Source organism: Zarconia navalis LEGE 11467, from assembly GCF_015207075.1.
GTDB classification, from domain to species: domain Bacteria; phylum Cyanobacteriota; class Cyanobacteriia; order Cyanobacteriales; family Geitlerinemataceae; genus Zarconia; species Zarconia navalis.
The window spans coordinates 1-14132 of sequence record NZ_JADEXN010000058.1; the positions used below are offsets into that span (position 1 = coordinate 1).

At 47.2% G+C, this 14132-nt stretch carries 13 protein-coding genes and 1 other RNA gene; 8 read left to right on the forward strand and 6 right to left on the reverse strand.

From position 1 onward, the window contains the following. Positions 1–297: 297 nt before the first annotated feature. Both IQ235_RS04920 and purD read left to right on the forward strand, forming a co-directional pair. Entirely contained in the window at positions 298–762 is a 465-nt protein-coding gene (locus IQ235_RS04920; RefSeq protein ID WP_405196642.1) for a DUF4079 domain-containing protein, read from the forward strand. 207 nt (positions 763–969) lie between these two features. After that, positions 970–2253 carry a phosphoribosylamine--glycine ligase gene (gene purD / locus IQ235_RS04925; protein ID WP_264320395.1) on the forward strand — a complete coding sequence of 428 codons (1284 nt, stop codon included), beginning with the start codon at positions 970–972 and terminating at the stop codon, positions 2251–2253. Between the two features lie 100 nt (positions 2254–2353). On the opposite strand, the gene IQ235_RS04930 is transcribed toward purD, so the two are convergent. Beyond that, positions 2354–2827, reverse strand: coding sequence for an IS66 family transposase (locus IQ235_RS04930; protein ID WP_264320383.1), 474 nt, complete (start codon positions 2825–2827; stop codon positions 2354–2356). A 125-nt stretch (positions 2828–2952) separates the two neighbouring features. Continuing rightward, on the reverse strand, positions 2953–3387 hold the full coding sequence (locus IQ235_RS04935; RefSeq protein WP_264320384.1) for a pentapeptide repeat-containing protein: 435 nt from the start codon (positions 3385–3387) through the stop codon (positions 2953–2955). A 386-nt stretch (positions 3388–3773) separates the two neighbouring features. Between IQ235_RS04935 and IQ235_RS04940 the strand changes: the two genes are divergently transcribed. Then, positions 3774–3959 (forward strand): hypothetical protein, encoded by a 186-nt coding sequence (locus tag IQ235_RS04940; protein WP_264320385.1) that lies wholly within the window; start codon positions 3774–3776, stop codon positions 3957–3959. Positions 3960–4478: 519 nt separating this feature from the next. Here IQ235_RS04940 and IQ235_RS04945 read toward each other — a convergent pair. From IQ235_RS04945 to IQ235_RS04955, 3 genes are all read right to left on the reverse strand, one after another. Then, a complete protein-coding gene (locus tag IQ235_RS04945; RefSeq protein ID WP_264320386.1) occupies positions 4479–6620 on the reverse strand; it encodes a CHASE2 domain-containing protein in 2142 nt (713 codons plus the stop codon). Positions 6621–6749: 129 nt separating this feature from the next. Then, positions 6750–7481, reverse strand: coding sequence for a response regulator transcription factor (locus IQ235_RS04950; RefSeq protein ID WP_264320387.1), 732 nt, complete (start codon positions 7479–7481; stop codon positions 6750–6752). 563 nt (positions 7482–8044) lie between these two features. Next, on the reverse strand, positions 8045–8674 hold the full coding sequence (locus IQ235_RS04955) for a DUF4347 domain-containing protein (protein ID WP_264320388.1): 630 nt from the start codon (positions 8672–8674) through the stop codon (positions 8045–8047). Positions 8675–8707: 33 nt separating this feature from the next. Between IQ235_RS04955 and IQ235_RS04960 the strand changes: the two genes are divergently transcribed. The 4 genes from IQ235_RS04960 to IQ235_RS04975 all read left to right on the forward strand — a co-directional run bounded on the left by IQ235_RS04960 (position 8708) and on the right by IQ235_RS04975 (position 12454). Next, positions 8708–8962: a hypothetical protein gene (locus IQ235_RS04960; RefSeq protein WP_264320389.1), complete on the forward strand. Its 255-nt coding sequence runs from the start codon at positions 8708–8710 to the stop codon at positions 8960–8962. A gap of 154 nt (positions 8963–9116) precedes the next feature. Then, positions 9117–9317 carry a hypothetical protein gene (locus IQ235_RS04965; protein ID WP_264320390.1) on the forward strand — a complete coding sequence of 67 codons (201 nt, stop codon included), beginning with the start codon at positions 9117–9119 and terminating at the stop codon, positions 9315–9317. 1048 nt (positions 9318–10365) lie between these two features. Then, on the forward strand, positions 10366–12303 hold the full coding sequence (locus IQ235_RS04970; RefSeq protein WP_264320391.1) for a response regulator: 1938 nt from the start codon (positions 10366–10368) through the stop codon (positions 12301–12303). A gap of 7 nt (positions 12304–12310) precedes the next feature. Continuing rightward, a complete protein-coding gene (locus IQ235_RS04975; protein ID WP_264320392.1) occupies positions 12311–12454 on the forward strand; it encodes a hypothetical protein in 144 nt (47 codons plus the stop codon). On the opposite strand, the gene ssrA is transcribed toward IQ235_RS04975, so the two are convergent. Beyond that, positions 12433–12824, reverse strand: a transfer-messenger RNA (tmRNA) gene (gene ssrA / locus IQ235_RS04980). The two genes, IQ235_RS04975 and ssrA, sit on opposite strands and share 22 nt — an antisense overlap. A 296-nt stretch (positions 12825–13120) precedes the next feature. Between ssrA and IQ235_RS04985 the strand changes: the two genes are divergently transcribed. Further along, the coding region (locus IQ235_RS04985) for a lipid-A-disaccharide synthase-related protein (RefSeq protein WP_264320393.1) at positions 13121–14132 on the forward strand (1012 nt) is incomplete at its 3' end.

Here is a 14132-nt window from a genome sequence, read left to right on the forward strand (position 1 = left end):
ATCTAATATACATATCCCGATCGGGATTGTAGCGCTGCGTACGGGGGGTGGAGGAAATTAAATCGATCGGCTTGAGGTTTGACAGAACGAGCGAGCCAAAGAATTAATAAGTACGCAAGCGTTGAAAATTGTTGCTGAGAATTTAGACTTAATTATGGCAGATATCCGATCGGAATTAAAGCTTCGTTCTACCGGATATCTGCCATTCCAATGGAAATTTACGGGTTTGTGCGCTACGAAAAGTATATTTATGCTAATTTTTATTAAAGATCGCCCAACACCCAGTTAAAAATACCAATGGACATTCCAGAATCCATCAAAACCTGGCTGAACTTCGTTCACCCCGTATTGATGTGGCTTTTGCTGGCTCTTACCCTCTATGCCTTATACAGCGGGATTCAAGTTCGTCGCACCCGCTCTGCTGAAGGGGAAACGAAAAAAGAACTCGTCAAAGGTAAATTCCGCATCAAACACTATCAGATAGGCTCGATACTGCTAGCCACAATGGTTTTTGGGACCATCGGCGGCATGGCTGTTACCTATATCAATAACGGTAAGCTATTTGTCGGCCCCCATCTTCTCGTGGGACTTGGAATGACCGGACTCATCGCCACCTCTGCCGCCCTTGCCCCGTTAATGCAAAACGGCCGAGACTGGGCCCGTTACACCCACATTACCCTCAATGTAACTCTCGTCGGACTCTTCGGCTGGCAGGCCGTGACGGGTATGGAAATTATTCTGAGAATTATCAGCAAATTATAAGCCAAATTTTTCGGACGATCGCAACCGATCGTCCTCCCAAAATTCCTGGAAGACTCGGAGGGTACACCAAGTACCTTCTTTTTGTATCCGTGAATGTGCTTAAATAGCGTGGCACGCAAAAGCGCTTCGAGAATAGCTCTCGTGTGAGGGAGCCGCTTGAAAATGCGAGGCCTTGCGGTAGTTGCCCAGAGTACTCAGGAGGTTTTGGTGAAAGTTCTGGTAATTGGAAATGGCGGACGAGAACACGCCTTAGTTTGGAAACTCCTCCAATCGAAGAATGTCAGACAAGTCATTTGCGTTCCAGGGAATGGGGGCACGGCGGCGATGGCCGACTGCCAAAATATGCCCATGTCTGTCGATGACTTTGAGGGCATTAGTCGGTTTGCATTAGTTCAAGGCATTAATTTAGTCGTGGTTGGGCCCGAAGTCCCGTTAGCACTGGGTATTACCGATCGCCTGGAACAACAGAAAATTAAGGTTTTCGGTCCCACTCAAGTCGGCGCGCAAATAGAGGCGAGCAAAACATGGGCGAAAACCTTAATGAAGGAAGCCAACGTCCCAACGGCGAATTGGGCGTCATTTACCAAAGAACAACGGGATGAAGCCCGAGCCTATTTGACGATGACGGGAGTTCCGGTGGTTATCAAAGCCGATGGGTTAGCCGCCGGGAAAGGGGTGACGATCGCCGATACCCTCGAACAAGCTCAAACGGCTGTCGATGCCGCTTTTAAGGGTCAATTTGGCAAAGCTGGGCACTCGGTGGTCATCGAAGAATACCTGACCGGACAGGAAGTCTCGGTTTTAGCCCTCACTGACGGTACGACCACGATCCCGCTCTTGAGCGCCCAAGACCACAAACCCATCGGGGAAGGAGATACCGGACCCAATACAGGGGGAATGGGAGTCTATGCCCCCACGCCCTTGGTTTCCCCCGAACTGATGACCCGCATTCAAAAAGATATCCTCGAACCCACTGTCGCTGCATTACAAGAACGGGGCATTGACTACCGAGGGGTTCTCTATGCTGGATTGACGATCTCGGACGATGGAAATCCCAAGGTGCTCGAATTTAACTGTCGTTTTGGCGATCCTGAAACTCAAGCGATTTTACCCTTGCTCGAAACCCCCTTGGATGAATTGCTGATGGCTTGCGTCCAAAAGCGTTTGGATGCGTTGCCTCCCATTAAGTGGAAGTCAGGTTCTGCTGTTTGCGTGGTCATGGCGTCGGGCGGCTATCCCGGTGCTTACGAGAAAGGCAAAGAGATTTCGGGCATTGCAGAAGCCGAAGACGATGAAGATGTAACAGTATTTCACGCTGGAACCAGTCTCAAGCGACAACAACTCGTCACCAGTGGGGGACGCGTTTTGGGTGTTACGGCCATCGGCGAAACCTTCGACGGGGCAATTTCTAAAGCCTACAGCGCCATCGAGCGGATCGAATTTGAAAATAGCTATTACCGTCGGGATATTGGGTACCGCATTCGCCAATAGACCGAATCTTCAATCATGTCTTGACGGTAATAGACATCTCCAAAATATAATTTAAAATCATTTATACTGTAATGGTTTGTAACCGTTCACACTCCCCCCCTTAAATTGGTGATGAGGTGGCGATCGATCGAGTTTGTGGGATGAGCGGAGCGGACATTCCTTTGCGTCTTTTAGCAATCACCTCGCTCAGGTAAGTCCAAGGATTGAGACCTCTTAAGCGACAAGTTTCCATCACACTCAACAGAGCCTCATAAGCACGGGTTCCTTCTTCCGTTCGTGTTCCATAGCCAATACGTCGGGCAATCACCGCATGGCGTAAAGCTCGCTCGGCGTGATTATTAGTCACTGGTAACTGGGGATTCTCGACAAAGGCCACCACTGCATCCCAATCTCCGAGAATCTCCTTGGCTAAAGCCTTAAGTTTGGGATGTTCGCTCGCCCGAGCCATTAATGCGACCTGTTGTAAGCGTCGGCGAGCATTTTCTAAAAGTTCTTGACTCTCCCCGGAAGTGCGAGCGTGGATGAGTTCTCGCACTTCATCTAGGAGCCACTGCCCCAATTGTCGCACTTCCATCACCACCGCTTGGGTCGGTCGAAATCTTTACCAACTCGGCAAGGCGTGCTGGTTTAGCAATGCCGAAATCGATTGGCTGCGAGTGGAGTTACTCGATTGGCTGATGTGAAAGAATTACGGGGAGATTAGAACATTTGAGGATATTGGGTTTGTATTAATGCAACGTAGGAAACGCGACCTAGGTTCAAGGTGCGATCGGGCATAGTTGCATACCAAAAATCAGTATCCTGTAAAATCGCTTTTTGTAAGAGCACATTCCTTAGATTTGCCCCCCGAAACTTAGCTCTGACAAGTAATGTGTCCTCTAAAGATGCTCCAGTTAAATTGGCACGAGACAAGATAGCATCGGTCAAATTGACTCGATCGAGATCGGCATTGCGCAAGTCTGAAAATCTCAAATCAGCTTGCTCTAAGTTAGCATCGGTCAAAATCGTGCCACAGAACATCAATTGACGGAGATCTCTTCCATTCAAGTCAACACCGCTCAAATCCATGTGACAAAAATTTCGCTCTCCCCCATGAATCCGCGCGAGAAATTCATTCGTTGTTATAGTAGCCATCAGATAGTACCCCTACCTCGAATATCGTGGGTCAGTAAGAAATATGTATTAGGTAGGTTGAGCGCTCGAACCAGTCAAACTCACTCTATTTCAAAGAACTCCACTCTCACAGCGAGTCTAAAATCCAGATTTTTGTACAAAACTACGCTCGCATTGATATAAAAGCGATTAAATTTGTGGGATGTGTCTCGTACGATTGTGGCAAATGACATCAATTTTATGTCACCGAAAAACTCTCCCATCTTTGGATTGGGGAGAGTCTTTATTGTGTCTTGTTACTCAGTCGAGTAAATCGCGTTCTGTCAATTTTAAGATTTGGTTAACGTCGCGATATTGTTTTGAGTTTTTAATCATCGTCACCGTCCTCGGTGGATGCAATCAAGACAATGATGTCACCCTTTTTGAAAGAATTTGATTTCTTGGGCTTTGGCTTTTTCGCTGCGGGTACAGTACTCCAAATTGTCGGTACCAGCAATGCTAGTCCTACTAGAATTTCCATCGTATTTTCTCCCTTACAAGTCAATAATCTAGATGAGATCACCTCTTTCGTGCGATCGCGATCGCATCTATAAGAGGGATGAAGTCATTGAAATATTAATATCTAAGATATAGAATTTTTTTTTATCTGACACGACCTCTGCTCACCATTTAATTGGAATTCTGAGCGATTAGGTTAGTGCGATCGAGTCAGTCATATTGCAGAAAACTACATAACAAAAGGAGGTTTTTACCTTGAAGCGCTAGCCTCAAAAATATATAGAGTTCAGCGTAGGTACTATGAAATTCAGGGTGTCTCTTCTGATGAAACAGTATAGCAAGATACTGTTTGTGAGTCGTTCTTTTCTCTTTGTGTTCGTACTCACAGTACTTGTTGTGAATGGCTACGAGCCACCACCCGATCAAAATCCTCCACGAACTCCTGGAGGTACGACATCATCTTCTATGTCCTAAAATTCTAGTAGTCAAGTTACAACTCTAATGAAAAATCCCAGGCAGACTTGGGGGAGTAATTTGTATGGTTTTCATACAAATTATTTCCTGATTTTTTTTGTTGTAATTTGAGAATAGATTGATACATTCAAGCTTAATAATTAAAATTTTCCTATTAAATATTTTGTCAAAGAGGTTGAACCCGATGAATCTTCAGGAGGTTTTTGGTCGGGTGGAGGTTCGTAACCAAAACTGGCTTGATTGGATGATAAAGAGCTGGTCGTTCCTCCGGGGGTTCTCGGTGGGTGTTGGTCGGGTGGAGGTTCGTATCCCGCAACAGTGTTGACAGTTGGCACTAGATTTTGAATCGGTAAATTTTGTGCGAAGGCATTCAAATTTGTCGGAATCCATAAAATACTGGATAACGCAATTATCAATTTCCAGGAAAACTTACATTCAAATCCATTGGGAGAAAGAAACGATCGCTTGTACTTGCCATCGGTAAATTTTTTTTCGAGCTTTAGGCTATGCTTTTCACCTCGACCCTCTGAAATTTCTGACTTCGACTCAACAGCTTTTCCGTTATCGGCAATGCACAGGGTATAACGCCCAGCATTGATATTATGCGTACCCGTCACAGACATACGAGTTGCATCAACGGCGTGTTTGCCAATATTGCATAATGCGCCTTGCAAGAAACAACATAATTCGTGCTTTTGTTCTTGACTTAAGTATTGTTCGTCAATTGGATCGAACTTCACTTCTGTCAGTTTTATCGATTGAAAATGAAACAGATCGCGATCGAAAGTGTCACGATAGACGAAATCAAACAGCTCATGGAGCGGTAGCTTCAAATCGATCGAGTATCTACCTCCCAAATGAAAGTAGTTCTCTCCATCTGAAACTTGTTCTTCTAAACGATCGCCTACTTCGCGAATTTCAGTATTAAGCTGCTCCAATTTCGAGAACAATGTCTCGATCGACAAGTTTCCATCCCTTATTTGCCTCAGTATGGTCGCCAAGGTTTGTAGCGGCCCGTTGTGAATGATATTGAAGGTTTGTTCGATAAGTTTGTTTTGTTCGATGATTTTTTTCTTTTGATCGATAATTTGTTTTGCTTTGTGGTAAACATAAGATATCCGATCGAGAAAATTGGCAAGCAAAAAAGCTTGCAATGCTGGAATGAAGGGAATCCACCAACCCCAGCAAATTGCCAGATAACTGGTGGCAATGAGGCTGACACTGGCAGTTCCAACCCCCAATACATTGTGCCAAAGCCGTTGAGTCCGATAACCGATCGCGATTCCGCCCAATCCCCAGCCAAGAATCCACAGATATTCCCAGCCATCCCACCAAACTCGCAACTGCGATCGCCCATCGAGAACCGCACTGAGAATTTGACTGACTCCATGGGCTTGAAACTCAGTCCCGCCAATTTTTTCAAATGTATTCCCGGCTGCTGAGGTGGGAACCACTGCTTGAAAATTGGGATCGGTGATACCGATAATGATAATGCGATCGCGAATCCACTCCGGTTCGACTCGCCCCGCTTCAATATCTGCCATGGATACCGTGCGAAATGGCTGGGAATTGCGGCGGAAATTGAGCAAGACTTGCACTCCCCCATCATCCACTCCTACATAAGACCCAGAGTTGGGATACAATCGCGGCAATTCGACCTCGCCAAATCGCATGGCAGTACGATCGCGCACACCATTATCTAGTTCTAGGTCATAGCGCGCCAAATAGGCTTCGGCTAAGCGCAAAGACAGAGAAAATTTGTACCCTTCAGAAGTTGGAATACCCAAATATTGCCGCCTCCCGTGGAAGTCTGCATCCAGGGGAAAATCGTTGAAACTCACTTGTTCCGATGGCAATCCCGGCGGCGGGAGGATTTTTGCAGGTAAGACTTTTTCCACGGCAATGAGATTGTTGTATTTTGCAAAGGCACTCAAAAGCTCGACACGGCCGGGTTCGACGGGCAATTCCCTGCTAATATTCAAGCCAATGACAGCAGGTTTATCGGTTTGCAATGTCTCGATGAGTTGGGCTAGATATGCGTCGGGAATCGGATAGGTTCCAATTCTGGCGATATCTTCGGCATCGATTCCCACTAGCAAGATGCGATCGTCGGTGGGTTCGACCGGGCGCAGGCGCACCAACAAATCGAAGGTCTTCAACTCGAACAATTCCAGCATTCCCGTCAGTCGCGCCACCGTCACTAGGACGATCGCGAAAGTTCCCGGCAGTAAACCCCAGGCAGAAATTTTCCTGTGAAAGATGTTCCCAAGTTTCTTTGGCACGATCGGTTTCTCCAACTCAATCTGCGATATCCATTGGTAGTTCAGAGGTAGGGTGGGCAGTTTTTAACTCGAATGCGATACTAATCTCCTCATGCAACAGCCCACCTTACTCCTGACAAACTCGACCCGTCAGTCAATCAGTCCTTCTTCTCGGGCGCGAATCTCGGTCTGAATCCGGAGATTTTTGCCTTCTTCGGAATACACCCCCAAAACATCCCGAATCTTCGTCCAGTAGTGCAATACCGTTCGCGGGGAGACATTAATGCGTTCGGCAATGGCTCGATCCTGCAACCCTTCTTCAAACGCCAGCTTCAGCACGTTAGTCCATTCGGGGCGAAATTCCATGCTTCGACCTAAAGCCCGTAAGTCTCTGGTATGCGTCGCACCCTGTAGTGCCAAATTCACTCGCACGAGCATTTCCCGACTCGCCAGCTTTTTATCGACAATGGTAAAGCCCCCTTGGTGGATATCGATTTGCTGCTTAATGCGTATTAAGGTTTTTACGTGAGTAGTTTGTACCGTCAGATTGAGTTCGGGATAGCACTGCATCATTTCCCGCAAAACTTGGATGCCATATTTGGCTTTAGGTTCTTGGGCAAGGTTATCTTCGGGGATAGAAAGGTCGAAGATTACTAGATGAGGTTGCGATCGCTCGATTTGGTTTCGAGTTTCTCGCGCAGTGCGAGCAATCAGAAATTCTGCTTCGGGATACTGCTCCTTCAAGTTAGAGAGAGTTCCATCTAATACTATGTCGTGGTCGTCCACGACCAGTATCTTTAAGTCTTCGGGTAAGTCTTGGTTCATCACTGCTAAATTATGGGCTGGGGAGGTATGCCGATCGAAACTTCGATCGGATCGCAAATACCTTTTCCCTGTGGATTGCTTCAGTTAGGATGCACCGGGACTGCGGCTTGTTGAAGTAATGCCACAGATCCTGAAGAGATCGATGCACCGGGTTAGGCTGATAACAGTGATGGTTAGACTCGAGTACTATTTTAGGAGTTCGAAGTCATATCTTTCATCGTACCGGCCAGCCACATTGCTCGATCGAAATATCACTTCTATTACGCAGTCGATCGCCAACTTTGGTCGATAAATACCTTGCGCTGACTGGTAATTTATGAGAAGATCTATAGTTGGCCGTATTGTACACGTAAAATAGCGCGGCTAAAAATGGCAATTTCACGGAAGTTTTGAAAATTTCCAAGTTTTCGCTCGCTCTTCAACCTCCGAGATCGCCCCGATCTCTTCTTTCGAGGGTTCTTGAAACGGATGTACTTTCCGTAATTCTACAGGTTTTTTTCTCTATCTTGCCGTCTCGAAATGCGATCGGCTGCGGAAAAACTAAGCCAATGTTTCTCGGTCTAAATAGCTGCTAAATATCGAGTCGGGCAGAGTTTGTCTTCTACCCAACTCGCAACTTTTTAGGTATTTTCGACGATCGTCACGGACGGTTGAAGGCGATCGGGCGATCGAGACTCTGTCCCTGGCAATCCCGGAGGCAGTTCCAACGACCAGTTTTGCGCCCCCACATCACCCATGGGACTCGCAGAAGCTGCAACGATCGCCCCGGTAAGGTGACACAGTTGCTCGATGAAGGCTTGCCCGATTTTGCCGGCGGCAACGTGGCAACCGTAGAGGAAAATGAAGGGTGGCAACAACCCGGAACAATTCGTCGTCCACCGTTGCAGGCGATCGCGGTAAGTTTCGAGGTTATCCCAACGCAGTTGAGCATTACCGAGTTCGATGGTTCCCGGACTGCCGTGGGAAATAATATGAATGCCGCGCAGGTGACAACGGCGATCGAGAATCTCGGTGATGCGATCGACCCCATCTTGTTGCTTCTCTAGAACGATAATATCTACTTGCGATTCCAGATGTGTCAGGAGAGTTTGGCAATCTTCGATCGCCCCATCGATAAATACAATTTGGTCGATGGCAGCAGATGGGGATTCGGTAAAGTCTGACGGCAATTTCCGCAATTGCGGCCAAGCCACCCCAAAGTCGATGGACTTTGAGGAACGATGTGGGTTTACACCCTGGTTATTCAACACAGTTCGATACTCTCAACGTGAAAACGAGATGGATTGAGCTGCCTCCTCTACCTCGATCTTGATGTTGCCACCCATAACGATATGGCAACGAGTTTCCCCGACGATCTTGATGCTCGTATCATGTTGCTTGCTAGAAATCGAGTTTGGGGTAAACTCAGTGGGTATCGTCCCGAGTCAGAGGATGATACCGCGATCGAAGTCGAAGATGCAGTAGATGTCGAGGTGAAATACCTCGGGTCTATGTTGCTTTACAACGCCAACGACCCTGCCAATGTTCCCGCAATTTAGTGCTGCGTGTTGGCGCAACAATGGACTGCAATGAAAAATGGTTCCATTTTGATGTTCTATCATGCGATCGCGATCGCATCAGTCTTACAAATCCCATCACTGTCTTTTCGGTGAAAACACCCGATACTAAGATTATCGAGTTCAACGCTCCACGATGTTTCCTCAAGTCCAACTCATTCCCGGTGCTATTTCGGAAATTCTGGCTTCAGTCGCAGATACGGGGTATCTCACCATCGGCGATCGTTACGGACTGATGGCAGCAACCCTTGATGAATCTCTCTCAGAAGAAGATCGACTTTCCGCCAACCGCCTATTGCGCTCGGTACTGCGGGGACGAGTGAAACTGGCACATTAACGTTGGCATTCGATCGTTACAAAATGAATTTTAAACCTCTATCCATCGGGTAGGAAGTGTTGCAGCATACTCCACCCGATGGATTATTAGATTACTCCACAACCTTATCTAACTTCTCAATTGAAAAGTCTATAGCACGACCCATCGATGTATATTTACTTCGATGGGTTGTTCGATGGTTAATCTTTGCATTTTCCTTAGCCTTACCAACACCGATCTCTGAATTTATTATCGTCGTGTGATGAATCGAACCCGATCGAATTCATTACTATTGAGATTTCATATCATTTATTATGACTGTTGGTGCAGAAATTCTATTGAGTTTATTGTGTATTCAAACTCTAAGGATTGTGTATCTCTACTGAACTTTATAATGTTTCGCTAAAATTTAGATAAAGATTTAGCTCTATGAAATAGGTCTCGAATAAAAAGCTTATTGGGCGGTTTATTAGTATAACGATCCTCTCAAGATCGGGCTTTAAGGTTTGCTATATATAAACTCTAGTTTGTAAAGACCAGCGTCGATCGCTAACTATAAATACCGAAAGCTCCATCTAGACATAAAAAAATCAAGATGTTATGATGTGATTAAAATCACGTTGTCGTTGTGACAAGTTTTTTGAAGTCTCATCTTTATCAAATTCTCCAGTATTAAATTCGTTTGTTATTTGAGCTTTGTTCTTTATTTTTCGATTGTAGGCTTAGCAATTTATGGCTAAATCCACAATCTTAAATCAAAACTCTAAATAGCACTGGAATAAAACATTATAAGCTTTCCAGCCTGGAAAATTATCCAATTTAATTCTCAGTAATGTCAAAATAAAAAGAGATTAAACAATAACGAAAATAGAATCGCCATATTATTTTTAGCGATTCTATTGTTCGATAATTTAGGGCTTTGCGGACGATGTCTTGAGGCACTAAAAAATCACAACTTCTCTGCACGATCGTATATTCCTTGTGAATTAATCGTCGTGCTTTGCTATGGCAACTGACTTCTCCATCGAGTTTTTTGATGTAATTTTGTCTTATTTTTAAGGGAAGCGATATGCAACCTGTCCTAAATCTATCCATAACCCATGGTATTGACGAGCGATTAGATATCATTTGTCAATCTCGATTTACCGGTCAACTCGAAATTCGCTCCCGTAGCGAACGGTGGACGCTCTATTTCTATTTGTCTCGCCTGATTTGGGTTCGGGGTGGCATTCACGATCGACGACGCTGGAAGCGGCTCTTTGCTCGCTCTTGTCCCAACATCAAATTAAGTCAGGTTTCGACCCATATCTCAGACGTCGTTGAGTGCCGCAACTATCACGTGTTGAATATTCTGCTCAAGCGCAGACTCGTCACCCCCGAGCAAGCTAGTAATTTGATTGAGAACGCAATCGCCGAAGTTTTATTCGATATTCTCAGACAAGAAACCTTGGCTCCCCTAGAGTATCGAGATCGATCGGCTTCTGCTAATTTTCTGTGGGAATGTGGGATTAAAGTTCCGATTACCCGCATTGCTGTCGATCGAGCGCTTCAAGAGGCCAAAACTTCTTGGAAAACCTGGTGCAATAAAGGTTTGGCAGATGTGTCACCCAACTCGGCACCGGTGTCCCAACCCCACATCTCATCCTCTCATCCAAATTACAAAACTTTGACGGCTTTAGCCCAGGGCAAACAAACCCTAAGAGAAATCGCAGCCAACTCCGATCGAGACGATCTAGAAGTCGCGCAGCTGTTTCTACCTTATCTGCACCAAAGAGTGATTAAATTTGTCCAAGTTGCAGATTTGCCATGTCAGGCCGTCGGCAGAGATCGGGCAACCGAACCCCCCCCAGGACAGGGACAGACGAAGCGCACTCAAGCAACCCCAACCCAGAATGGAATTGAGGCAACCCTGCAAATATTGAAGCGCGAGCGAGCCACAGGTGTTCTTCAAGTGAACCACCATCAACAAAGGTGGCAATTCTACTTTCATTCCGGGCAGTTACTCTATGCCACTGGGGGCGACGATCGCTCCCGACGGTGGTATCGTGCCTTAGGACATCACTCTCCGGACTTCTACGAAGCCAAACTACCTCAGTCCCTTGCTCGAGAGCCTTGGGAATATCGCTTGCTCGCACGAGGCTTGTCTGAAGGTCAGATCGATCGGGTTCAAGTGCGAAAAATCATCAGTTTCTGCGTTTGGGAAGTTTTGTTTACCGTGCAATGTTGCGAGGAGGTGAGCCATCAATGGTGCGATCTCGCTCCCCTTGAAGCCATCTCGGGTTTGACGCTGGATGTGGAGAAAGCCATCGCCGGGGTGCAACCTCTAATGGCTCAAAAGAAGACTCTACAGCTTCCCTCGTTTTGCCCGAACTCAGCGCCTGTCCTGCGGCAACCCGTCGGTGGAAGAACAACTCTAGCGATGAGTCAATTTCTCACCGGACACCACTCCCTCTGGGATATTGCCCTAGAACTGAAGCGTCCGGTCCCAGCAATCGCTCGATCGGTTTTGCGCTGGGTGAAGCGAGGGGCGATCGAGCTAAAACCAATTCCGGATTTGGTCGCTCCCATCACGATATCACCGATTCGCTCGAACTCATCTCCCGAGATGTCTCAACCTGCCTTACCCCTAATCGCTTGTATTGACGATAGTCCGGCTGTGTGCAATGTAATAGAGACGATCGTCACCGATGCGGGTTATCAATTCATGGAAATTCAGGATTCCGTGCAGGCGATTCCCATACTGCTCGATCGCAAACCCGACTTGATTCTCCTCGATCTCGTGATGCCGATTGCTAGTGGCTATGAGGTTTGCGCTCAGATTCGGCGAATTTCTCAGTTTAAGAACATACCCATTATTATCGTCTCCGGAAACGATGGTCTTGTCGATCGCTGCCGAGCGAGAATGACCGGAGCGTCCGGCTTTGCGAATAAACCCATTAAACGCCAGACACTCTTGCGACTGCTCGATAAATACGTACCGAGTACGGTGAAAACCCGAGCTGTTTAACGATTGCTTGGATTCGTCCGACGAATGCCAAGAACTCGATCGCTCCAAAACGCTCTGGCTTGTGGAAGGTTTCTTGCAATCCCAAGCCAGAGCGTTCTGGGCGGAAATTAATATTAATGGATTGTTTTTAAATGGAGCCTACGGGAATTGAACCCGTGTCCGCACTGGGTATTGACTTACCGATCCTTCACAGGTTTAGCCTATCTTGCCCTCAAGGCGGGAACCATCACTTATCCCCGATGGTGGGATTCTCTGGTAAGGTCTTTACCAACTCATTGACCAGAGGCAAATTATTGGTGCATCCGTTGGGGTTAAACTCACAATCCTTAACGGAGTCGAACTGTAAGTAGCGTCTTACTTAGATAGTAATTTTTAGGCTACGAGAGCCTCTTGACGCTGGAAGTTTACGATGTTGTTCGCATTTACTTTTTTGTTTGAGCCTTGGATTTACGAGAGGAGACTCACTCTCGACCTGTATCACGGTGCAGCTTTCGCCAACACGTCGAAACCATTAAGGCCCCGCGTACTTCTTAGTATACTACAATTTGGACGACTTGTTCATTCCCACGATCGAAAGCTTAAGGAGGCTTCTGTTGTCGGGAAGGCTTCGGGAGCAGGGGGAGAAATAAGCGCGTTTACCCTTAACTCTTACCCCTATTTCCTCCAATTCTCCCGTTTCTCTCATCCCTCCTCGTCTCCCCTCCAGAGCGTCACCGCATCCTCGTACTCTAAGAGTGGGTTAGCCAATAAATCTGAAGATGAAAAGATGGCCGACTAAACTGGGTTGGATAATGGTGGTTTTTGAGAGGGTTTTGGTTTGAAACTACTGTGTTTGAGTAACGGTCACGGAGAAGATGCGATCGCCGTTCGGATTTTGCGCGAACTGCAACAACACCCCAACCCGCCGGAATTGGCGGCACTGCCTTTAGTAGGGGAAGGCCGCGCGTACGATCGACTTCCCGAAGTCCCCATTATCGGCCCGGTGCAATCGATGCCCTCTGGTGGCTTCGTGTATATGGACGGTCGGCAATTGTGGCGAGATCTGCGGGGTGGCTTGCTAAAACTCACCGCTTCGCAGCTCAAAGTGGTGACGCGGTGGGCCAAAGATGGCGGCAAAATTATAGCGGTTGGAGATATCGTACCATTACTGTTTGCCTGGTGGAGTGGGGCAGACTACTGTTTCGTGGGTACGGCAAAATCGGAATACTATCTGCGAGATGATATTGGCTGGTTGCCCCGACGCACTTGGTTCGAGCGCCTGGAAAGTTGGTCGGGATCGGTGTACCTGCCGTGGGAACGGTGGATGATGGGGCACAAGCGCTGCAAAGCGGTTTTCCCGAGAGATAGTTTAACTGCCGAAATTTTGCAAAAGCATCGCATCCCGGCGTTAGATTTGGGAAATCCAATGATGGATGACATTGCCCCTGAAGATACGGGAGTGCGATTTGACGCTCGCGATTCGGAGACGAAAGAGATGGGCAGAGCGATGACGGTGGTGTTGCTACCGGGGTCTCGATCGCCCGAAGCCTACGAAAACTGGCAGCAAATGATGCTAGCGGTTACCCGATTGCGAGAAACCTTTGCCGATCGCCGGATCGTATTTTTGGGAGCGATCGCACCGGGATTGGAACTCGATCCGTTGCAAAAAGAACTCGATACCTACGGCTGGCGCATTCAACCGGGCAGTTTGTCTTCCGTATCCCACCCCATCGACGACCGATCGGCGATCGTCTTCGGGCAAAGTAATGCGACATTGGTTCTGTCTCAAAATGCTTTTGCCCAATGCCTGCGCCAAGCAGACTTTGCCCTGGCGATGGCAGGCACGGCAA